General features: G+C 60.8%; 23 protein-coding genes. 9 read left to right on the forward strand and 14 right to left on the reverse strand.

All coding sequences use genetic code 11. The features are described from left to right. The coding region (locus ACIQ36_RS05745) for a dihydrofolate reductase family protein (protein WP_395826770.1) at positions 1-481 on the forward strand (481 nt) is incomplete at its 5' end. Here the strand turns inward: ACIQ36_RS05745 and ACIQ36_RS05750 are convergent. Then, a complete protein-coding gene (locus ACIQ36_RS05750; protein ID WP_045774294.1) occupies positions 478-774 on the reverse strand; it encodes a hypothetical protein in 297 nt (98 codons plus the stop codon). The two genes, ACIQ36_RS05745 and ACIQ36_RS05750, sit on opposite strands and share 4 nt — an antisense overlap. 273 nt (positions 775-1,047) lie before the next feature. Here ACIQ36_RS05750 and ACIQ36_RS05755 point away from each other — a divergent pair, with 273 nt between their 5' ends. Both ACIQ36_RS05755 and ACIQ36_RS05760 read left to right on the forward strand, forming a co-directional pair. Next, the gene (locus ACIQ36_RS05755) at positions 1,048-2,358 is read left to right on the forward strand and encodes a pentapeptide repeat-containing protein (protein WP_395826772.1); all 1,311 of its coding nucleotides are present in this window, start codon (positions 1,048-1,050) and stop codon (positions 2,356-2,358) included. 112 nt (positions 2,359-2,470) lie between these two features. Continuing rightward, positions 2,471-3,691, forward strand: coding sequence for a hypothetical protein (locus tag ACIQ36_RS05760; RefSeq protein WP_395826774.1), 1,221 nt, complete (start codon positions 2,471-2,473; stop codon positions 3,689-3,691). Positions 3,692-3,698: 7 nt separating this feature from the next. Here the strand turns inward: ACIQ36_RS05760 and dnaE are convergent, their stop codons facing one another. Continuing rightward, on the reverse strand, positions 3,699-7,178 hold the full coding sequence (dnaE, locus tag ACIQ36_RS05765; RefSeq protein WP_395826775.1) for a DNA polymerase III subunit alpha: 3,480 nt from the start codon (positions 7,176-7,178) through the stop codon (positions 3,699-3,701). A 157-nt stretch (positions 7,179-7,335) separates the two neighbouring features. Between dnaE and ribA the strand changes: the two genes are divergently transcribed. Then, positions 7,336-8,496: a GTP cyclohydrolase II gene (gene ribA, locus ACIQ36_RS05770; protein ID WP_395826777.1), complete on the forward strand. Its 1,161-nt coding sequence runs from the start codon at positions 7,336-7,338 to the stop codon at positions 8,494-8,496. Here the strand turns inward: ribA and ACIQ36_RS05775 are convergent. From ACIQ36_RS05775 to ACIQ36_RS05785, 3 genes are read right to left on the reverse strand one after another with little or no spacing between them, the layout of a single operon-like run. Further along, the gene (locus tag ACIQ36_RS05775; protein WP_395826779.1) at positions 8,460-8,882 is read right to left on the reverse strand and encodes an iron-sulfur cluster assembly scaffold protein; all 423 of its coding nucleotides are present in this window, start codon (positions 8,880-8,882) and stop codon (positions 8,460-8,462) included. The two genes, ribA and ACIQ36_RS05775, sit on opposite strands and share 37 nt — an antisense overlap. Next, positions 8,863-9,312, reverse strand: a complete 450-nt coding sequence (locus ACIQ36_RS05780; RefSeq protein WP_395826780.1) for a SufE family protein — start codon at positions 9,310-9,312, stop codon at positions 8,863-8,865. Before ACIQ36_RS05780 ends, ACIQ36_RS05775 begins: the two co-directional genes overlap by 20 nt. Before the next feature lie 15 nt (positions 9,313-9,327). Continuing rightward, positions 9,328-10,122: a tetratricopeptide repeat protein gene (locus ACIQ36_RS05785; RefSeq protein ID WP_395826782.1), complete on the reverse strand. Its 795-nt coding sequence runs from the start codon at positions 10,120-10,122 to the stop codon at positions 9,328-9,330. Between the two features lie 45 nt (positions 10,123-10,167). Between ACIQ36_RS05785 and ACIQ36_RS05790 the strand changes: the two genes are divergently transcribed. Next, positions 10,168-11,049 (forward strand): SDR family oxidoreductase, encoded by an 882-nt coding sequence (locus tag ACIQ36_RS05790; RefSeq protein WP_395826784.1) that lies wholly within the window; start codon positions 10,168-10,170, stop codon positions 11,047-11,049. A gap of 48 nt (positions 11,050-11,097) precedes the next feature. Next, positions 11,098-11,691 (forward strand): hypothetical protein, encoded by a 594-nt coding sequence (locus tag ACIQ36_RS05795; protein WP_395826786.1) that lies wholly within the window; start codon positions 11,098-11,100, stop codon positions 11,689-11,691. Here the strand turns inward: ACIQ36_RS05795 and ACIQ36_RS05800 are convergent. The 7 genes from ACIQ36_RS05800 to ACIQ36_RS05830 all read right to left on the reverse strand — a co-directional run bounded on the left by ACIQ36_RS05800 (position 11,688) and on the right by ACIQ36_RS05830 (position 16,683). Further along, the gene (locus ACIQ36_RS05800; RefSeq protein WP_395826788.1) at positions 11,688-12,173 is read right to left on the reverse strand and encodes a thermonuclease family protein; all 486 of its coding nucleotides are present in this window, start codon (positions 12,171-12,173) and stop codon (positions 11,688-11,690) included. The genes ACIQ36_RS05795 and ACIQ36_RS05800 overlap by 4 nt on opposite strands. Beyond that, positions 12,152-12,625 carry a peptidoglycan-binding protein gene (locus ACIQ36_RS05805; protein WP_395826789.1) on the reverse strand — a complete coding sequence of 158 codons (474 nt, stop codon included), beginning with the start codon at positions 12,623-12,625 and terminating at the stop codon, positions 12,152-12,154. Before ACIQ36_RS05805 ends, ACIQ36_RS05800 begins: the two co-directional genes overlap by 22 nt. A 163-nt stretch (positions 12,626-12,788) precedes the next feature. Further along, positions 12,789-13,352, reverse strand: coding sequence for a recombination protein O N-terminal domain-containing protein (locus ACIQ36_RS05810; RefSeq protein WP_395826791.1), 564 nt, complete (start codon positions 13,350-13,352; stop codon positions 12,789-12,791). An 8-nt stretch (positions 13,353-13,360) separates the two neighbouring features. Then, positions 13,361-14,305 (reverse strand): GTPase Era, encoded by a 945-nt coding sequence (gene era, locus ACIQ36_RS05815; protein WP_395826792.1) that lies wholly within the window; start codon positions 14,303-14,305, stop codon positions 13,361-13,363. Next, entirely contained in the window at positions 14,302-15,003 is a 702-nt protein-coding gene (gene rnc, locus ACIQ36_RS05820; protein ID WP_395826794.1) for a ribonuclease III, read from the reverse strand. Before rnc ends, era begins: the two co-directional genes overlap by 4 nt. Positions 15,004-15,009: 6 nt before the next feature. Beyond that, positions 15,010-15,762, reverse strand: a complete 753-nt coding sequence (gene lepB / locus ACIQ36_RS05825; RefSeq protein ID WP_395826796.1) for a signal peptidase I — start codon at positions 15,760-15,762, stop codon at positions 15,010-15,012. 27 nt (positions 15,763-15,789) lie between these two features. Next, on the reverse strand, positions 15,790-16,683 hold the full coding sequence (locus ACIQ36_RS05830; protein ID WP_395826797.1) for a DMT family transporter: 894 nt from the start codon (positions 16,681-16,683) through the stop codon (positions 15,790-15,792). A gap of 229 nt (positions 16,684-16,912) precedes the next feature. On the opposite strand from ACIQ36_RS05830, the gene hisN reads away from it, so the two are divergent. Then, positions 16,913-17,692, forward strand: a complete 780-nt coding sequence (gene hisN / locus ACIQ36_RS05835; RefSeq protein ID WP_395826799.1) for a histidinol-phosphatase — start codon at positions 16,913-16,915, stop codon at positions 17,690-17,692. 66 nt (positions 17,693-17,758) lie between these two features. On the opposite strand, the gene ACIQ36_RS05840 is transcribed toward hisN, so the two are convergent. Both ACIQ36_RS05840 and ACIQ36_RS05845 read right to left on the reverse strand, forming a co-directional pair. Beyond that, complete coding sequence (locus ACIQ36_RS05840) at positions 17,759-19,390, reverse strand: 3-(methylthio)propionyl-CoA ligase (RefSeq protein WP_395826801.1); 1,632 nt, start codon at positions 19,388-19,390, stop codon at positions 17,759-17,761. Between the two features lie 37 nt (positions 19,391-19,427). Continuing rightward, entirely contained in the window at positions 19,428-20,405 is a 978-nt protein-coding gene (locus ACIQ36_RS05845; RefSeq protein WP_395826802.1) for a hypothetical protein, read from the reverse strand. 199 nt (positions 20,406-20,604) lie between these two features. On the opposite strand from ACIQ36_RS05845, the gene ACIQ36_RS05850 reads away from it, so the two are divergent. Then, positions 20,605-21,429 (forward strand): MBL fold metallo-hydrolase, encoded by an 825-nt coding sequence (locus ACIQ36_RS05850; protein ID WP_395826804.1) that lies wholly within the window; start codon positions 20,605-20,607, stop codon positions 21,427-21,429. Further along, positions 21,426-21,740 carry a hypothetical protein gene (locus ACIQ36_RS05855; RefSeq protein ID WP_395826805.1) on the forward strand — a complete coding sequence of 105 codons (315 nt, stop codon included), beginning with the start codon at positions 21,426-21,428 and terminating at the stop codon, positions 21,738-21,740. The genes ACIQ36_RS05850 and ACIQ36_RS05855 overlap by 4 nt, the downstream gene beginning before the upstream one ends. Positions 21,741-21,791 lie beyond the last annotated feature (51 nt).

The raw sequence follows: 21,791 nt of genomic DNA on the forward strand, positions 1-21,791 counted from the left end.
TCTCGATTGGCTGGACCGGGCCAATTCCCGTATTCCGGCGGGGGAAGATTGCGGGTATGCGGCGTTCTTCGCGAGCATCGACACGATCATTCTAGGGGCGCGAACCTTTGAAACCGTGCAGGGCTTTGAACCTTGGCCCTATGCCGGTAAACGGGTGGTCGTTCTCAGCGCGCGCCGCATGGAACTTCTCGAAACGATCCCCGCCGAGATTACCGACACGCCCCCGGCAGAGCTTCTCTCTCGCCTTTACGACGAAGGGGCGCGGCATGTTTATGTCGATGGCGGAATAACTGTTCAGGGCTTTTTGCGCGCCGGACTGATCGACCGCCTGACGGTGACAGTTATCCCAATTTTACTGGGCGAAGGGCGGCGGCTTTTCGGGGCGCTCGCTTGCGATCTCAATCTCACGCTCGAAGAGAATCGCGCGTATGATTTCGGGTTTACCCAGACAACTTACCGGGTCTGCCCAGCGAGCCCTTAGGACGCAAGCCTTAGCGCCGTAATCGTGGTGGTACTCGGGTCTTTTACGAGCCCATCGACGACGAGATTGACGCCAAGCTCGCCAATCGATCCAACCCCGTTGGAGGTGGCGAGCTTTTCCATCTTTTCTTTCAGATTGATCGCGGCAGAAGCCTGGTTGGCATGGGCAATCGCCCGATGCTCACCTGCCGAGGTTTTAAGGAAAATTTCGACAACATCCTTCCCATCCGAGCCGATGCGTGCCCGAATTTCCTTGATAGTGCCTGTGATGCTGTGATGCTCGACGCCGGTCAAGTCGCAGCCCTTCCCTGAAATCTACGCCGAACAGAATAGCGTAAACTTCAGAAGTTCCTAGCAAAACTTACAACGCCCCCCTGCGCAGATTTTACGCAGGGGCCGCGCACGGGCGGTTTTCGGGGAATCCCCAGATGAGCGCTTTGAGCGCCCCCGGAAGAGCGATATACTCAGTCTTCAAGTGCTAAACAGGCTAGACAGTGACGCCCGATTTCGGCTTTGCTGGCTCTATGGTTTGGAACCGAAACGATGTTTTTAGGCTGAGAGATTAAGATGGCCGCCCCCCTTCAGCGCCGGGTCTTCGACCAAGCGACCCTTAATCATTTTCTCGACCTGTATGAGCGCTCCAGCCGCGGCCCCGCTTTTGCCGAACGGCCCAGCTTTCTTGCGTGCGATTTCTCGGGCCTCGATTTCTCTGGGCGGGATTTAACCAATTTCAGCGCCATCGGCTGCCGCTTTGTAAATGCCGATCTGTCGCGCTCAAATCTCAGCTTCGCCAATCTTTATGCCGCCGATCTGCGCGGCGCGATTCTAAAGAATGTCGAATTTACCCGCGCGGATTTACGCGGTGCCTGCTTGCGCTCAGCCGATCTTGGCGGGGCGAATTTGCAAGAAGCCTCCCTTGAGCGCGGCGCGCTATTCTTCGCCTCGATCGATGGCGGCTTCCGCGATACCGCCGTGCCGGTGAAAAGCGCCTATTACCGCCAGATTCATCATCTTGCGCCGGAACCAATCCGCGATACCGATATGCGCGGGGTTATTCTGGAGCATGCCGATATTTCGGATAGCGATCTTTCTTTCACCGATTTGACCGGCGCGAACCTGACGGGGGCCAACCTCACCCGCTCCAACCTAACCGGCGCACGCTTCTTTGGCGCGAATTTGACCGGGGCCAAGCTGCAAGGCGCAAAACTCCGCCAGACCAATTTCGTGACGGCGATTTACGATAGCGCGCAGTTCAAGGATTGCGACATCTCGGGAACGGTGTTTCCGCGCGAAATGCCGGATTTTGATTCGGAGTTTCCCCGTCGCCTCGCCCGGCATACCCGCTGGGTGCAGTCCTTGGGCTCGGAAGGCGAGCGGCTCGATTTCACCATGATCGACCTGCGCGGCAAAAAGTTCGACGGGCTCGATCTGTCGGCGGCGGTGTTTACTCTGTCGCTGCTCGATGAAGCCAGTTTTGCGGGCTGCTACATGGCGATGGCCGAACTCAACGGCGTCAGCGCCCGCAAAGCCCATTTCGATAAGGCGGACTTACGCGGCTCCAACCTCACGCGCGGTAATTTTACCCTGGCAAGCTTCCAGGGCGCGAACCTTGGCATGATGGATATCGCCGGGATGCACCCAATGAGCGTGCCGACCCGCCTCACTCAATCCTGCATTATGGCGGCGAATTTCGATAATGCGGTGCTGACCGGGGCCGATTTGGAGTTAGCCGACGCCACGGAAGCCCGCTTCACCTCGGCCAATCTCGCCGGGGCCGTGCTCATCAACACCTATTGCTACGGCGCGAACTTCCGCGGCACGAATTTCGACAATGCCGTTCTGACCCATGTACGCGGGTTGGAATTCTCCCTCACCTAACCCGTTCAAAGATTATAGTTTAATGAAATGCGCGTCAAAAATGGTGCGCATTTTTTGATATGCGTTAAACTTCTTCCGGAAAATAGCCCTACCCGCTTCGGAAGAGTTCGCCATGACCAAAACCATTATCGCTTTCATTCCCGGCACGACCGCATCGGAGTTAGTGAACCCGAATGGTAAAACCATTTGGCCCAACCTTATTGGGGAGGGTAAAATAAAGCTCGCGGAATGGGCTGATCAGCTTCTTCTGTATAAAGAAAAAATTACAGTTGGAAACCTTGTTCCGACTTATCCAAACCCGGTGGACCCAACAAAGCCAATTCCCTGCTATCAATCCTTGATGGATTATATGGGGACGAGCAGTAATTTTGGTTCAGACGTCAACTTTACCCTTTATACCTATAATAGTGCCTCTGCCACCGCCAAAGTACCGGTTGCCGACTATCTTTTCTATATGATCCCCTACGACTGGCGGCAGGAAAATGGACCGGGGGACGGCTCCAATTCGACCTGGGTGAATGCGGCGCTGACCCAACTCGATGCTTCCTACGCGGGGGAAGACTATCAACTGTTCATTATGGCCCACAGTATGGGCGGTTTGATTTCGCGCTACCTGCTGGAAGTCACGCCGAATAAGGGGCCGTGGGTCTCAAAACTCCAAGCGCTGATAACGCTGGGAACGCCCCACTATGGGGCACCGCTGGCGCTACCGGCAATCCTGGGCGACGCGATTGCGGGCCAGAAGGGGATCCCCTGGTCGCAAAAGCTTTTCATTAGCGGCTACGTGCAGAAGCTCATCAATAATCCGCATTATCCGTCGACCTATGAGTTGCTGCCGCCCCAGGGGGCACCTTTCCTGACCGACGAGAAAACTGGCGCGAGCCTGGATCTCTATGCGCCCTCCGATGCGCTAGCAAAGGCCTTGTCCCGCGCGGGCGTTCTCGGCGTCGCCCATTTCGATGCGAAAACGCTTGCGGGGGTTCAGAAGGATTTCTTTGGGGCGATGCCCTATCAAGGCCCCTTCTCCGTCCCCTATCATTGCCTCGTGGGCACCCAGGAAGAGACCATAACCTCCGTGACCTACACGCCGGGCAATCTGGTCCATAAGGCCGATTTTCTTGCGGTCCCCACAGTTGGAGCCGCGGGCGGCGACGGGGTTGTGCCGCAAACCAGCGCAAGCTTCCAGCCGCCATCAGGGACGGCGAATAAGGGCGTCTCCGTCTATGAGTTCGCCAATTATGACCACGGTCAACTCGCCGGATCGAATATGACCACGCAACCGGCCGCGATTGAAACGGCGCTGTTCCAGATTATTGGCATTCCAAAGCCGTAAGCGACGCCTAAAGCTCCTCGACATCGACAACGCCGGGGAGCGATTTTACCATCGCGCGTAAGGACGGGGTGACGGCAAAGCCGCCGCTGAGCGGAATTTCCACGTCGCACTCTTCAAGATCGAGCAGCACGGAAATCCGCCCGCGCCCCCGATATTGGTCGCCCTGGTCGCGCAAAATCTGCTTCAGCGACGGCAGCGGTGAATCGTCCGCCAGATAAATCCGCATGCCCGAAACGGTGTTTTCCGTCGCAGCATCGAGCAGCCCGACCTGCTGGGCCAGGAGTTTCACCCCCTCGCCCTCCAACCGCGCTTCGACGTGCATTAGCAGCGGCTTATTGGCGTCCAGCATCTCGCGCGACACTGCCAACACTTCCGAGAACAGCGTAACTTCGTAAGAGCCGCTAGCATCTGAAAGCTGCACAAAGGCCACCCGACTGCCCCGCGCCGTGGTGATTTCTCGGCGGCTCAGCACAATCCCGGCGACCTTCACCCGCTGCGGCTCGCCGGGGCGGATCTTATGGGTGAAATCGGCGGCGCGGGTGACACCCAGGCGTTTTAGCGCCCGCTCATACACATCGAGCGGATGGGCGGAGAGGTAGAAGCCGACCGCATCGAACTCCTTCTGCAAGCGCTCGTGTGGCACCCAATCCACGACGTTCGGTAAGGGCAGCGGCGGAGCCTCAACCCCGGTATCCCCGCCGCCGAAGAGGCTCACCTGATTGCTGGCTTTCTCTTCCGTTAAAAGCTGCGCGTGGCGCATCACCGCTTCCGCCGCCCCATGCACGCGGGCGCGGTTCGAATCGAGACTATCGAAGGCCCCCGCCAACGCGAGATTTTCGATCTGGCGTTTGTTAACGCTCTTTGGGTCGAGCCGGGCGGCGAAATCTTGCAAGGAGCGGAACGGCCCGCCTTTCGCCCGCTCGGCCACCAGAGTTTTCATCGCCTGATCGCCGACGTTCTTGACCGCCGCCAGCGCATAACGCACCGCCGTTTTGCCGTCCGGCAGCGTTTCCACCGAAAAATCGGGCGCGGAGGCATTCACATCCGGGCCCAGCAGCGGAATATTCAAGCGGCTGAGTTCTTGGCGGAAGACGTTCAGCTTATCGGTATTGCTCATATCGAAGGTCATCGACGCGGCGAAAAATTCCACCGGGTAATTGGCCTTCAGATAGGCGGTTTGATAGGAAACCAACGCATAGGCCGCCGCATGGCTTTTATTGAAGCCGTAGCCCGCAAATTTTTCGACCTGATCGAAGATTTCCGAGGCTTTTTTCGGATCGACGTTATTGGCCTTCGCGCCATCGCAGAAAGTGGCGCGCTGGGCGTCCATTTCCGCTTTAATCTTTTTGCCCATCGCGCGCCGCAGCAAATCGGCCCCGCCGAGCGTATAGCCCGACAGCACCTGCGCGATCTGCATCACCTGTTCTTGGTAGATAGCGATGCCGAAGGTTTCCTTCAGCGTGCCTTCCAGCAGCGGGTGCAAATAGTCCGGCGTTTCCCGCCCGTGTTTGCGGTTGATATAGCTCGGAATATTATCCATCGGACCGGGGCGGTAGAGGGCCACGACGGCGATAAGGTCTTCAATTCGGTCGGGGCGGAGGTTGCGCAGCACGTCGCGCATGCCCGAGCTTTCAAGCTGGAACACGCCGGTCGCATCGCCCCGGCTGAGCATCTTATAGGTTTTCTCGTCGTCGAGCGGCAGCAGGTCGAGGTTAATGGTAATACCGCGCTGCTGAATGAGTTCGACCGCGCGCACCAGCACCGTGAGGGTTTTAAGGCCCAAAAAGTCGAACTTCACCAGCCCCGCCTGTTCGACATATTTCATGTTGAACTGGGTCACGGGCATGGTCGAGCGCGGGTCGCGGTAGAGCGGCACCAGCTCTTCCAAGGGCCGGTCGCCAATCACCACCCCGGCGGCGTGGGTGGAAGCGTGGCGGTAGAGCCCTTCCAGCTTTTGCCCGATGGCGAGCAGGCGCGCGACCTGTTCATCCTCATCGCGCATTTTCTGGAACTGCGTGTCGCCCTTGATCGCCTCTTCCAGCGTCACCGGATTGGCCGGATTGTTCGGCACCATTTTGCAGATACGGTCTACCTGCCCATAGGGCATGGCGAGCACGCGCCCCACATCGCGCAACACGGCGCGGGCTTGCAACTTCCCGAAGGTGATGATCTGGGCCACGCGGTCGTGGCCGTATTTATCCTGGACGTAGCGGATAACCTGATCGCGCCGTTCCTGGCAAAAATCGATATCGAAATCAGGCATGGAAACGCGTTCGGGGTTCAAGAAACGCTCGAACAGCAACCCGAACCGCAATGGGTCGAGATCGGTGATCGTCAGCGCCCACGCCACCACCGAGCCCGCGCCGGAGCCGCGCCCCGGCCCCACCGGAATCCCCTTGTCCTTCGCCCATTGGATGAAGTCGGCGACGATCAGGAAGTAGCCGGGAAACCCCATATTGATGATGACATCAAGCTCGAAATTCAGCCGCTCCCGATAGGGTTTGGCGATGGCTTCTTGCGCAGCGTCATCCATCTCCGGCGTAATGATCCCGGCCGCGAGGCGCTTTTTCAGCCCGGTTTCCGCCATTACGCGCAGTTCGGCGGGCTCGTCGCGCCCCGCGCCGGTCGAAAACGTCGGCAGAATCGGTTTGCGGAACGGGGTCGAAACCGCGCAGCGCTGGGCGATGACGGCAGTATTGAGAATCGCTTCCGGCAGATCGGCGAAAAGCGCCGTCATCTGCGGGCCGGTCTTGAAATAATGTTCCGGCGTAAGGCGGCGGCGGTCGGACACCTCCAGTGTCACCCCTTCGGCAATGCAGAGCAGCACATCGTGCGCCTCATACATCGACGGGCCGGAGAAATAGACATCGTTGGTCGCAACCAGCGGCATATCGTGGGCGTAAGCGAAATCGATCAACCCCGGCTCCACCGCCGCCTCGCGCGGGTCGCCGTGGCGTTGAAGCTCGATATAGAGCCGGTCGCCGAAAATCGCCTTCAGGCGCAGAACCGCCGCTTCCGACGCCTCGCGCTGGCCCTCGTTGAGCAGCCGCCCAACCCAACCGGTCACGCCGCCGGTCAGGCAAATTAACCCCGCTGCATGCTCCGCCACCAGATCGAGCGTGACCTGGGGCACCTCATGGCTTTCGGTGTTGAGGAAAGCGTGGGAGACCAGCTTCAGCAGATTCTCGTACCCGGCCATATCCTGGCAGAGCAACAGCAGCGGATCGGGGGCCAGCGGCAGGCCGGGCCGGGTAGCGCCATCGGTGCGGCGCACGTGGAGAATAGCGCCCAAGATCGGCTGAACCCCAGCATCGCCCGCCGCTTGGGTGAACTCGATGGCCCCGAACAGATTGCCCGTATCGGTCACGGCCACAGCGGGCATTTTCGCCCCCGCCGCGAGCTTGACCAACTCCTTCATCTTGATCGCCCCTTCCGACAGGGAATAGGCCGAATGGACGCGAAGATGGATAAAGGGGCTATCAGTCATGCCCCTACTGTAATCCAGCCGCCGCGCATCTGCGTATAGGTTTTAGGCGTAAGATGAATGGGAACCCTTGCTGAGGGTGCCGCGTCTTATTATCTGTGTCCCCAGGGGGTAATCGCCGTTTTGCGGTTGAGCGCCCCGCCAGAAAGGAATAGCGATAGTGCAGCGCATCCTGCTCGCCGATTTTCAGGTTTCGATGTCACACAGCGCCCGCCCCGATCTTAGTGCCTCCCTTGCGGATCGGTTGACGGTGGAACGCGCCGTCTCGGACCTGCGCCGCTCGACGCCGGTGATCCTCACCGAAGCCGGACAAACGTGGCTGGTGATCTCTGCCGAAGCCGCAACGGCGGGCGCGATGGTCGAGTTGATCCCCGACGGTGCGCCGCTCACGCTGGTGCTCACTGCCAATCGTGCCGAAGCCCTGGGGCTTGCTATTGTCGAGGAGCCGGGGGCTTTGGTTGCCCGCCGCCTGCGCGCGCCCTCCGAAGCCGGGCTTGCCGACCCAACCCATCCCGCAGGGTCCGGCGCGCCGGGCTCGATGCCGCTGACCATCGACGTGCCTTTACCTGCCGTCGCCGATGCCGCGATTCGGTTGATGAAAGCCGGGCAACTGCTGCCCTCCGCCTTGCTGGTGCCGCTCGCGGGGCCGATTGATGGACTGATCAGCCTACCCCGCGCGCTAGTACTAGATGCAACCCTGCAGGGCCAACCGCGCCTACGCCGCCTGTCGGACGCGCGCGTTCCGCTGACGGGGGCCGAGAAAACCCGCGTTGTCTCCTTCCGCGATCAAGTGACCGGCATCGACCATTTGGCGCTGTTGATCGGCGATCCGCTGAGCCAAGACGCGCCCCTGGTGCGCCTGCATTCCTCCTGCATTACCGGCGATCTACTCGGCTCGCTGCGATGCGACTGCGGCGAGCAGTTGCGCGGGGCCATCGTGACGATGAACGAAGCGGGCGGCGGTATTCTTCTTTATTTGCAGCAGGAAGGCCGGGGTATCGGTATCGTCAATAAGCTGCGGGCTTATGCGCTGCAAGACGGCGGCATGGACACGGTCGACGCCAATACCACGCTCGGCTTCGAAAATGACGAGCGCGATTTTTCCCTTGCCGCCGAAATGCTGCGCCAGTTAGACGTTCCCGCTATTCGCCTGCTGACCAATAACCCGCGCAAAGTTGGCCATCTCGCTGGATTTGGTATTGAGGTGCGCGAACGGGTGCAGCACGCTTTCCCCGGCAATCCCCATAACCGCCGTTATCTGGCGGCAAAAGCCAGCAAAGCCGGTCACTTGCTCCCGGCGGAAGACGAAAGCGCGCGCTGAAACGCCCGCACGGGCAATAGCACCGATCCGTGCCGCTGCGGGACGGATCGGGCCGCCGCAAGTGGGGCAAGCCACGACCACGCCGGGTCTAGCCCCGAGTCTGATTTCAGATAAGTTTCAAGTACTTCAGCGAGAGCATTAAAGAAACTCTCGCCTTCGCCAACCGCCCGCGCACCGACTAGGGCCGCGCTGGCCTGCCCGAGGGCGCAGGCTTCAATCCCCCAGGCAAAATCGGCAATTCGCCCCCCCTCGACCCGGCTGAACAGGGTCAGGCGGCTGCCGCAGACGGGGCTTACGACCTCAACCGCGACAGAAGGGGGCGGCAGCGACCCCAGTCGGGGAATCTGCATCGAAAGCCCAAGGATTTCATCCGTGTACGGAAGCATCCTCACCTGCGGCGGCGCTGGCCGCGTCAAAAATCCGCCGAACCATCGACAGCAGACCATTGCTGCGGCTGGGGCTCAAGTGCTGCGATAGGCCGATCGCTTTGATGAAATCCGGCGGCGTGGTCAGAATCTCTTTCGGCGTGCGGGCGTTATAAACCGACAGCAGCACGGCAATCAGCCCCGCTGTAATGATGGCGTCGCTCCCCGCTTGGAAATGCAAATGCCCCTCCCGAACCTCCGGCGCAATCCAGACCTGGCTCTGACAGCCGCGCACCTTATAGGCGTCGGTCTGAAACTCCGTTGGTAACGGCGGGAGGGCTTGGCCGAGTTCGATAATATATTGATAGCGTTCCTGCCAATCGGGCAACGCTTCGAAAGTTTCGATGAGTTCGGCCTGAGCGTCGGCGATGGAGAGCAAGGGATCGGTCATCAAAACTCTTTCGGGTTACGGCTTTTTCACATCGATGGATTCGAGCCCGGCGCGGGCCTGGTCGCCCGCCGCACTCTCGGGATCAAGGCTCAGCACCCGCAGCCAATCGGCGCGCGCGCCGGGCTTGTCGCCCTTGAGCGCCTTCACCGCGCCCCGCTCAGCCAAAGCATCGGGGGCGTTGGGCCGTTGGGTGAGAGCGCGGGCGACGTCCTCTTCAGCCAAATCCGCCGTGCCCAGCAGCCGATAGGCCGAGGCGCGATAGACCAAAGCGTCCGCGCGGCGCGGAGCAAGTTCTAGCGCGCTATTGAGATCGTCAATCGCTTCCCAAGATTGCTTGAGGGCGAGGCGGATAATGGCGCGGTCGATGAGGAAATCAACATCGCGCGGGCGGCGTTTCAGCGCTTCGGACTGCAACGGTAAAGCGCGGGTCGCGTCGCGCGCCAGCAGCCACGCCTGCGCCGCTTGCGCATAGAGATCAGGCGCAAGATCGGGGCGTTTGGCGGCGGCTTCGGCGGCTAAGGCTTCCAGATCGGGCGCGGCATATTCCGGGCGACCATAACGGATCATCGCGACAGCAGCGCAGTGCCGCGCCGCCATCCCGCCCCCCTGCTCGGCCCAAGTGCGGGCGGTTTCATGAGCTTGCAGCGGGTCTTGCGCGGTCAGGCGCAGGCAATTTTCGTAGCGCGCGGCGGTGCCCGACTCCGCCCCGCCGAGGGAAAGGGAGCGCGGCGGCGGTTTCGTTGGCGTTGCAGCCAATGCCCCTGCCGTCAAAACGGTCAGGCCGAGAGAAAAAAAGACGAAGGCGCGCACGCTGGCTTCCTTGGGAATTGGCTCCTAGCAGCCTATATAGTCCCTATGATCCAGTCTCAAGATGCTTTGCCGCCGCTTTTTTGTTTTGGCTACGGCTTTTCCGCCCAGGCTGCCGCGCGTTTGTGGCTGGACGCGGGCGGCCATGTGATCGGCACGACGCGCGATCCCAGCAAACTCAAGCAGATGCGGGCCGAAAACATCGAGCCCTTCCTGTTCGATGCGGTGCCCGACGAAAGCCTGCTGAGCGCGGGGGCCATCCTGTCGTCGGTCGCACCAACCGAGGCGGGCGACGATCCGGTTCTGCACCGCTATGCCCCCGTGTTGGAAAAAAGCGCCGCGCGCTGGATCGGCTATCTCTCCACAACCGGCGTTTATGGCGAGGCGAATGGCGGTTGGATCGATGAAACCGCCCCACTCGCCCCGACCACCGACCGGGGCATCCGCCGCGTGCAGGCCGAAGCCGCGTGGCTGAAGCTTTATGAAGATCACGGCTTGCCGGTGCATCTCTTCCGCCTCAGCGGCATTTACGGGCCGGGCCGGTCGGCGCTAGAAACGGTGCTGTCGGGCCGGGCGCAGCGGGTGAATAAGCCGGGGCAGGTGTTCAACCGCATCCATGTGGAGGATATCGCCGCAACCCTTTGGGCGTCATGGCAAAAGCCGAATCCGGGTGCGGCCTATAATCTTGCCGACGATGAACCCGCCCCGCCGCAGGAGGTTATCGCCTATGCCTGCGACCTTGCGGGCGTGCCCGTGCCGCCGCTGGTGCCGTTCGACGAGGCCCAGCTTTCGCCGATGGCGCGCAGCTTCTATGCCGAGAATAAGCGGTTGAAGAACAACAAGATTAAGGCGGAATTAGGCGTGTCCCTGCATTATCCCACCTACCGGGAGGGGCTTTTAGCCGAATGGCAGACCCGCGCCGAACGCTGACCCGTTCTCCTTGATGCGCTGGGTTAAGGTCGCCATATAAGGCGCATCATGAAGACCAAAACGAAATTTTTGACGACGCTCACGGCGGCGGTGCTGATGCTTCCGAGTTGCGCCCCCTCAGGCATGACGCGCGTCAGCCAAACCGATATTAGTTCCGCCTATACCCGTAGCGATTTGTCAGTCGCAAGTGGGCGGGGCGCGGTTCCGGTTGTTTTCTCCGGCGTCATCCCCGCCACGGATAAACCCGCCGCCGAGCGGGCCGTGCTCGCGGCGTTACCGACTTACTATACAAGTAACTTGACGTGGCGCGCGGCAACCCCCGCCGATCCCGAAACCGTCACCGCCCGGCTGGTCCTTGCGTTCGGACCGGACCCGATTTACCCAGCAGAGCGCCTGTGCGGTCTGAAACCCGGCTTTACGGTGAAAGCCCCCTCGCCGACCGAACCTATTCGCGCGGTCGCCGCCTATTGCCGCGGCCCCTCGGTACTCTCGTCCACCATCGGCGATGTTATTGATGCTGCTGGGGTTGAAGGTAGCAAGGGCCGAGCCCTCATCAGCGATATGGCCAATGCGCTGCTGCCGATGCGGGTTCCTGGGGATGATGAACTCCGCAGCCCGCTCTTCCTGCGCGTCGGCAGTTAAGCTTTCTTCTTCGCCGGTTTTTTCGATCCGTTCCCGCAGCTTGCCGGGAGCGGAATGCGTTCGTTCATGTTGAACCCTGCGGCCTCGGCGCGCTGCTGCTGGATCTTGTAACGGCCCTTGCTGGTGGCGGGGCAATCGACCGCCATTCCGGCTTCGACCATCAGCGCCGAAACATCTAAGCCCTCGATTTCGCACATGCCATTGCGGGCGCCGTTCACCAGTTCGGCGGTTGGATCGAAGTGGCAATAGACCCGGCGGGCGTTGATGCGCCGATGCAGCCAGCCGCGCGCTTCAATCTCGACCGCGCTGCCCACCGCCGCCGTGGCGACTCCGTGCAGGCGGATCGTCTCGACCCCAAGCCGAATGGTTCCGGCCCCCGCAATTTCGGGAAAACCGTTTACCGTTTCGGGGGAGACGGCGGCCTGCGCGCTGACGGTAAGCCCCAGCGCAACCAGACCAGCTAGGATTGCAGGCGCTGCCATTGGTCCACCGTCATCTTGCCGGTGGCGGGCGCACCGACGGAATTCTGCCATTCTTCGATCGCCCGGCGCGTGCGGCTGCCCATTTTCCCGTCCACCGACCCTGGATCGAACCCGCGCGCCTTCAACACCGACTGAAGCTGCCGGACCGACGGCATCCCCGCCCCAGTCGCTTGCGCCCCGCCGGGCATCGCGCCGGGGGTATTCAGCAGGCTCATGCTCGGCCCCGCCGTGCATTTCGCCGCCAAGATCGAGCAGTTCCAGAAATAGCCGGGCGGCTTGCCGCTGATCGTGCCGCCGGTCGAATATTCGCACGAACAGGTGGTTTCGGCCTGACAGGCGCGGCTGCCGAGCGTCGAGGGGCTACAGGTCAAGGCCTGGGCGAGCGCCCCGGACGTTAAAAACCCGAGGGCGGAAGCGACCAGCGCGGTGCGGGCAAGGGCGTGGAGAACCATAGGGCGCATCCCGAAAGCGTCTGAGATGCGCGCATCATAGGCGTCTGTAAGACGAGATTGGAGAGGCAGTGTTTGCCTAGCGCGGTCAATCCGCGCGGGGTTTGTCTAGCGCGGTCAATCCGCGCGGGGTTTGTCTAGCGCGGTCAGTCCGCGCGGGGTTTGCCTAGCGTGGACTAACCGCTCCCAGAAGTAGCGCGCGCGCCATCGGGAGCGGGCGGCCCAGGGTCTGCGCCGTTTCGGTTAGGGCCGGGGTTATGCGGTGAAGCCGCTCGGCCCCTTCGCCAAACGCGACGCCGGGATGCGCCCCCGCCTCTTGCAACAGCGCTTCTTCCAAAACCCCGTAGCGTTCCAGCCAATCATTTCCGCCGAGCCCGGCGAGGAAATGCCCGCAGGTAGCAAACACCTCCGGCACCGGCATACGTTCGGGCAAAAGCGCGTCGATCAGGGCCATCGCCGAGGCCAGTGCCAAAAGTTTGGGGGCCTGGCCGAAGTAACGCAGCGCCGGGGTTTCTTCGGGCTCCAGCGCCCAATAGCCGAGGCCGCTCTCCATCCGGCTATTCCAGGCGGCGGTAACGCGCGTTCCCGGCTGTCGCCACGGCAGTTTCGCAGGCGAGCCCCGATGAAAGCCTAAGTGACGCCCGTAACTGTCGGTCAGCAGGCTCACCACCATACCCGCTTCACCCTGGGGCCGCAGCGATAGGATATAGCCCTGATCGCGCCAGCGCATTCAGGGCTTTACGCTTTGAAGTTCAGGCCGAGCGAGGCGTAGATCGAGCGGTCTTCGGTCCAATTCTCGCGCACTTTAACGTGTAAGAAGAGGTGAACCGTGCGCTCGAAATGCTTCATCATTTCCCGGCGGGCGGCTTGGCCGATGGATTTGATCTTCTGGCCGTTGGCCCCGATAACGATCATCTTTTGCCCTGGGCGCTCCAGCGTAATCGTCTGTTCGATCCGCACCGAGCCGTCGGGCCGGTCATTCCACTGATCGGTTTCGACGACGAGGCTATAGGGCAACTCGTCCTGCAATTGCATGAAAAGCTGCTCGCGCGTTAGTTCGGCCGCCATCAGGCGCAGGGAGGTATCGGCAAGCTGATCGTCGGGATAATGCCACGGGCCTTTGGGCATGCGTTTGGCAAGTTCGGTTAGAACATCCTTCACGCCCGAGCCCGAGAGCGCGCTAATCATGAAGGTCGCCGCGAAGTTTACCCGAGCATGGATCGCCTGCGAGAGTTCCAGAAGCTTGGGTCGATCCACCAGATCAACCTTGTTCAGCACCAGAATCAGCGGCGCTTTGGCCTTCGCCAGCCCTTCCAGAATCGCGTCTTGCTCCTCATTGAGGCCCTTGCGCGCGTCAATCAGGTAGAGCACCGCATCGACATTCTGAGTGCTTTCCCAGGCCGCCGAGATCATCGAGCGCTCAAGGCGGCGTTTCGCGCCGGAGAAAATGCCCGGCGTGTCGACCAAAACGATTTGGGTTTCCGCCACCATCGCAATCCCGAGCGTGCGGGCGCGTGTGGTTTGGGCTTTTGGCGTGACGATGGAAATTTTCGCGCCGACTAGGGCGTTAAGCAGCGTCGATTTTCCGGCGTTCGGCGAGCCTACCAGCGAAACGAAGCCGCAGCGGGCATTTTCTGGCCCATTCGGATTGGCGGTTTCGGTTGTTTGGTCGTGATCGGTCATCGGGCAATCCGGGTTAACATGGCTTCAGCAGCTCCTTGTTCGGCAGTTTTTTTTGAGGGGCCGCGCCCTTGGGCATCGCCGAACCCTTCGATATGCACGGCCACGTCGAACACCGGCGCGTGCGGCGGCCCATCTTGCGCCACCACGCTATAGGCGGGCAACGGCAGACCGCGCGCCAATGCCCATTCCTGCAGTTTGGTTTTATTATCGGTCGGCGGGGCCGAGCCCGGTTTTAGCAGATCGGCCCAGAAGCGCGTGATAAAGCTGCGCGCAGGCTCCAACCCGCCATCGAGATACAGCGCGGCAATGACCGCTTCCAGCGCGTCGGCCAGAATATTGGCGTTCAGGCGGTGAACGTCCTTCTGGTCGTTTTTGGCGAAGGTCAGATAATCGCCCAAGTGCAGTTTTTTGGCGATTTCGGCCAGCGCGTCGCGCTTAACCAAATGCGCCAACCGCCGGGCCAAATCGCCTTCGGCTTCATTGCGCGCCCCAAACAGGGTTTCGGCGATGACGAGGCCCAAGACCCGGTCGCCCAGGAACTCTAACCGCTCATTGCCGCGATCATTGCGCCCCACCGCCGAAGCGTGGATGAGCGCCTGCGCCAAAAGCTCAGGGTTCTTGAACTCATAGCCGATCTGCGCCATCAGGCGCGCCGACGATTGACTGGGAGGGGCGGATATCCGAGCGCGAGCAGTCATGCGGCCTTAGTCCAGCCCTTTCCCGATCCGGTCAAAGCGCAAGGTCCAGGGCAGTTCCCAGAAGCGGAACAGCGAACCATCGACCGACAACCAAATGACCTGGGCCTTGCCGACCAGGTTTTCCACCGGAACGAAGCCCACCGAGGCGCGGCTATCTTCCGACCCGTCGCGATTATCGCCCATCATGAACAAATGCCCGGCGGGCACTTCGTAAACGCGGGTATTATCGAGCGGCCCAGCGTCCGACTGTTCGATAATGATATGCTTGCGGTTGCCCGGCAGGGTTTCTTCGTAGCGGCGCGTACGGATCGTATAGCCTGACTCGGTGCGATAGATGTATTCGTCAACAAACCGGCGGTCGACCACCTTGTCATTGATATACAGCCGCCCTTCGCGCATCTGCACCCGGTCGCCCGGAAGACCAACGACGCGCTTGATATAGTCGGTCTTATTATCCTGCGGGGTTTTGAACACCGCCACGTCGCCACGCGCGGGCAGCGTATCGCTGGTGCGGCCCGAGAAAATCGGCGGGCTCAGCGGGAAGGAATGACGGCTGTACCCGTAGGAATATTTCGTCACGAAAACGTAATCGCCCACCAACAGCGTCGGAATCATCGAGCCCGAGGGGATGTTGAACGGTTCGGCAAAGAAGGAGCGAATGCCGAGCGCAATGACAATCGCAATCGTCACCTGCCGGATCACATCCCACCAGCTACTGGCTTTCGATGCGGTTGCGTTGTTGGACACGCCTAGTTTCATCGCTCACAATCCAAGCTTGAGGCTGCCTTATTTGGCCACCCGCGCTTCGCGATACAAGATATAGAGTCCGCTGGCAATAACGATCGCGCTGCCCGTCACCACGGCTTCGGTCGGCAGGATACCCAAAACCAGCGCTTCAATCGCCACCGCCCACAGCATGGCCGTGTAATCGAACGGCCCAACGACCGAAACGGGAGCCAGCGTGAAGGCGCGCGTCATCAGCACTTGCGCCACGCCGCCGATCAACCCGACGCCGACCATGACGGCGAGATCGTGCAGGCTCTGCGGCCACATACCGATGAACGGCAGCGCGAGCAAACCGAGCACAGTCGTAAAACTGGTGAAATAGAAGACCGTCACCACGGCGGGCTCGGTGGAGCCAATCCGGCGGATCAGAACGCTCACGACGGCATAGGTCATCGCGCCGCCAATCGGCAGCAGCGACCAGAGGCTAAAGCTATCCCCCCCTGGCTGAACGATGTAAAGCACGCCCGCAAATCCCACCAAAACCGCAAACCAATGGGCGAGCTGCACCTTATCGCCGCCCAAAACGCCGGAAAGCGCGGTCATAAACAGCGGCGCGGAAAACCCAAGCGCGACCACGCCCGATACCGGCAGATATTTATAGGCGGTGAAAAAGCAAATCATCGAGACCGCGCCGAAGCAGCAGCGCAACAGATGCAGCTTGGGGTTCCGCGTGCGCAATATCCGAAACCCACCCGCGCGCTGCACGATCCACAGCACCGGAATCATCGCAAAAAGGCTGCGCGCAAACAGAATCTGAAACGTGTGATAGCCCGACGTGGCCATGATCTTGATCAGGAAATCCATGATCGTAAACAGGCCCGCCGCGCCGCACATGCACGCAATGCCGGTTAAAACAGCATCCCGCGAGGATTGAGCCGAAAGCACCTGAGCCATCAAAAACCTGCCAATGCCGGGGAAATAACGCCCAAACCAACGGGCATTGCCAAGAATGCGCGTCGAAATTCTGCTTTTTCCGAAAGTGGATGCGTGTATCGTGCGCTTGGCCTTGCCGGAGCGTCAATCCCCAAACGCCTTCTGTGAATGCAGGTTCTGCACATCTGATGAGCAGCTTTCTGGGGTGGACGTTCTTGTTTTATTCTGAAACTGCTGTTCCGAGGTTCTAATGTCCCTCCCCGCCGTCTCGCCCGCTTGGCTCGCAACCGGCATTGCGCTCGCCGACGCCGCCCGCCCCATCGCGCGCCAGTATTTCCGCTCGCGCCTTGCTATCGACACCAAGTCGGACCTATCGCCGGTGACGATTGCCGATCAGACGATTGAAGCCGCGATGCGCAAGATTCTGGCCGACGCTCACCCGGATCACGGCATTCTGGGCGAGGAACATGGGGCCGACCGCACCGATGCCGACTATGTTTGGGTGCTGGACCCGATCGACGGCACCCGCGCCTTCATTTGCGGTGTGCCCACCTTCGGCGTGCTGATTTCGCTCTGCTACCAGGGCCGCCCGATTTTCGGCATCGTCGATCACCCGGCCCTTGGCGAGCGCTGGATTGGCGGCATTGGCCTGCCAACCACCTGGAACGGCGAACCCTGCCACGCCCGCGCCTGCACGAAGCTTGCCGACGCCTACCTTTTTGCCACCAGCCCAGACATGTTCAAAGGGGCTCAGCGCGAGGCTTTCGCCCGGCTGGAAACTCAGGTGAAAGAGCGCCGCTTCGGTCTCGATTGCTTTGCAGCGGGCTTGATCGCCGGGGGCCATATCGACGCAATGGTCGAAACCTCACTGCAACCCTATGATTATTGCGCGCTGGTGCCGGTGCTGGAGCAGGCGGGCGCGACCATCACCGATTGGGAGGGCAAGCCGCTGACGATCCACAGCAACGGTAGCATCATCGCGGCGGCAACGGCGGAATTGCATGGGGAGATTCTTGCGGCGCTTGCCTAAGCCCACGGGATCGTTAAGGGGCAATCGCCCCTTAACCGGAGGTGCAGGGGGCCGCGCCTCCTGCGATCAGACCGCTCCCACCGTATCGAAATAATAGCTGCTAAACTCTTCCCGCAGCTTCGTTTTCAAGAGTTTACCCGTCGCGGTATGGGGCAGACCTTCAACGAACACCACATCATCCGGCAGCCACCATTTGGCGATGCGGCCTTCGTAGCCTGCCAGCACCTGTTCCTTCGTCGCCGTGCTGCCCTCCTTGCGGACGCAAAGCAGCAGCGGGCGTTCGTCCCATTTTGGGTGCTTCAGGCCGACGACGGCGGCTTCGGCGATTCCGGGCATGGAGGCCGCGATGTTTTCAAGCTCGATGGTGCTGATCCATTCGCCGCCAGATTTGATCACATCCTTGCTGCGATCGACGATCTGCATGCGGCCTTCGGGGTCGATGGTCGCAACATCCCCGGTCATGAACCAGCCGTCTTTAAAGGCTGGGTCATCGTCGCGGCCAAAGTAGCTGCTGGCGATCCAATGGCCCTGAATCCAAAGGTCCCCAAAAGCTTTGCCGTCGTGGGGCAGATCTTCGCCTTCGGTACCGGTAATGCGAAGATCGACGCCGGACACGGGCCGCCCCTGCTTCACCTGCCGCGCGGTGCGTTGATCCTGCGGCAAGGCGTGTTCCTCGGGCGTCAAATTGTTGGCGGTGCCGAGCGGGCTGGTTTCGGTCATGCCCCAGGCGTGCAGAACGTAAGTACCGAGATCATCAAACTCTTGGATCATACCGGGCGGGCAAGCGGCCCCGCCGATGACGACCCGGTCCACCGAGTCCAAGCGCTGACCGGTCGCCTTAAGATGATCGAGCAGCATACGCCAGATCGTTGGTACGCCCGCCAAAAGGGTAACGCCTTCGGTGGCGATCAACTCGGCCATCGGCGCGCCTGCCAAGGCCGGGCCGGGCAGCACCAGCTTCGCGCCGATCAGCGGGGCCATATAGGGCACGCCCCAGGCGTTCACATGGAACATCGGCACCGCAGGCAGAATGCAGGAGGCGCGCGAGACGTTGAACACGTCAGGCATGGCGATCCCATAAGAATGCAGCACGCTGGAGCGGTGCGTGTAGAGCACGCCCTTGGGGTTTCCGGTTGTCCCGGAGGTATAGCAGAGGCTCGACGCCGTGGTTTCGGGAAACTCCGGCCAGTCGAAGCTTTCTGGCCGGTCCGCGATCCACTCCTCGTAGCTCAGCGCATTCGGCAGGCTGGTTTCCGGCATATGGGCGCGGTCGGTAAGGATCACATAGGCTTCAACCTTCGGGCAGTGGGCCGCGAGTTTCTCCATCAGCGGCACGAAGGTAAGATCGAGGCAGAGAATCCGGTCTTGGGCGTGATTGATGATATAGGCGATTTGATCGGGGAACAGGCGCGGGTTGATCGTATGGCAAACGGCCCCGATCCCCGACACGCCGAAATAAAGCTCCAGATGCCGATAGGTGTTCCAGGCCAGCGTCGCCACCCGGTCGCCCAGCACAATGCCAAAGTCGCTCAAAGCATGGGCCAATTGACCGACGCGCCGATAGGCATCGGCATAGGTGTAGCGGTGGATATCTCCTTCGCAGCGGCGGCTGACGATCTCCTGCCCCCCATTCCAGCGCGCGGCGTGTTTCAGCAGCGGCGCGATGAGTAGCGGGCGATTCATCATGGAACCCAGCATAGTAGAGCCTCCCCTTTACGTTATTGTTAGGGGAAGACTAGCCTAAATTTTGCACCTCGACCACACGCTCTTCCTGTTGATCCCAGCGGAATTGGGGCGGCACGTCGAGCACGCAACCGCCGATCCAGCGCGGCTGGCTGCCGAATTGCAGCGCATCCATCTGCCCCATCACCACCGCGCCGCCGATGGGGGTGAGCCGGTAGCGGTCGTCGGCTTGTTCTAGCAATGCAAACGGCGGGTGGCTGAGGTCGCGCAGGACGGGATAGAACATCATATCCCCCAACCACGCCGCAGGCTCTTGCAGGCAAACCGAGGCGAAGATTGCCGCCGCCGTCTCTGCCCCGTCGGCGACCGCCCGCAGGGCAAGCCGCTCGGTCATGCTCAGCCCGTCGCGCGTGCCGGGAAGATTGGCGAGGTGGCGGCGGATGGCGGCGGGTAGATGCGGCAGAGTTACGCCCTCGGGCCGCCGCGCCGGATCGTCAAGGATGGTCGCGAGCGCCTCCAGCGGGCGCGGATCGGGCGCGCACCAAAGCTCCCAGAGATAGCCGCCGAGCTTTAATTCCGACACCGTAACCCGCCGCCGGGAGTCAAACAGCCGGGTGAGCGCCTCAGGCGTTTGCCGCCCGAGGAAGTCATCGGCCTGTACCAACGACAAGGCCCGGTGCGGGTGATCGGCGAACCAGGCGAGCAGGCGGATAAGGATGGATTGATCGAACAGATCATGCTCCACCCAGATCACCGCTTCGGCAAAATCATCGGCCCGGGCGAGCGCCCGATCTTGATCGATCAACTGCCCCAGCACCGCCGCGAGGATCTCGCCATAGCGGTCGGCAATGAAGCGCGCCCGCGTTGCCCGATAGGTTTCATCGGTTAAACCTTCAGGAGTCGGTCCATCACAGACCGGATCGACCCAGGCAAGATACGCGCCGGGCAAGCCTGCTTTTTGCAACGGTTGCGCGAGATCCGAACCGCACCGGATATGGAGAAAATCGTGTAAACCTTTGGAACTCATCATTCAATCCGGCCTGGGTTATACAACCGCTCCTCGGCTTGGCGCATTCTGCACCGGCGCGGGCTTCAGCAGAATACAGATTTACCGACAAATTTTAACGAAGATGTCTTTTAATATCGGGTCGATAGCGTAATATCTGGGTTTCAGGGCGTCAGCTATGATGCTATTTAGAAACTGGTTTTCCGTGAAGAAGCCGGATCGGATGGAACTTAAAGTCACCTTTTGGGGCGTTCGCGGGAGCTTCCCCTGTGCCACACCGCAGCATATGCTGTACGGGGGCAATACGTCCTGCGTGTCCGTTGAGTCGGGTGACGAAGTCATCATTCTCGATGCGGGCACGGGGTTGTGGCAGCTCGGCAAATATTTGGTCGCCAAGGGCGTGCGCGAAGCAACCATGCTTATGTCGCACACTCATACCGACCATATTATAGGCTTCCCGTTTTTTGCCCCCGCGTGGATCGGTTCGTTCCACCTCGATATCTTCGCAGGTCATCTGCGCGATAACGGCGGCGTGCGCTCGGTCTTTGCCGAACAGATGCGCGACCCGCTCTTTCCCGTTTCGCTGTCCCATATGGCCGCGAATATGGGGTTCCATGATTTCGAAGCCGGGGATGATCTGGTCGTTGGTAATCGCATTCATGTGAAAACCTGCCACCTTAATCATCCGAACGGGGCGACGGGTTACCGGATTTCGTCGGGCGGGCGGAGCGTGTGCTACGTGACCGATACCGAACATTATCCCGGTCGACGCGATCCGATGGTCATGGATCTAGTGCAAAACGCCGACGTGATGATCTATGATTCGACCTATTCCGACGAAGAATATGCGCGCGGGCGCGTTGGCTGGGGCCATTCGACCTGGGAAGAGGCCATTCGCATTGGTAAAGATGCCAACGTGGGCCGGGTCTATATTTTCCACCACGACCCCGACAATACCGACGATAAAATGGCCGCCATCGAGCGCCAAGCCCGGCAACTGTGGGACCGTGTGACCATTGCCCGCGAAGGCATGGCGATCGAGTTATGATCCCGCGCTATCTCGTCCCCCTCCTCCTCCTGGCCGGATGTGCATCCACGCCGGGATGGGAGAAGGCGGGCAGTGATGCTGCGACCCGCGATAAAGACCTTGCGGCCTGCCAGCAGGAATTACGCTATACGGGCGATGAGGCCCGCCGCCGCGATACCCGCGTTGCCGCTGCCCGGGGCGAGCTTGGCCTTGATCGCAGCAATCGGTACGACACTTTGCGCGGCGATATGGATGCGTCTACGCAACGACGCCGCGAGAGCAAGGCGCTGGCCGATTGTATGCAGGCGAAAGGCTATGCAAGCCGCTCCTAAGTTGTTATATTACATTTTTGTGTCACTCGATTTCGAGTAGCAACGGAGCGA

Origin of the sequence: Elstera sp., from assembly GCF_044372965.1 — a bacterium.
GTDB lineage: Bacteria > Pseudomonadota > Alphaproteobacteria > Elsterales > Elsteraceae > Elstera.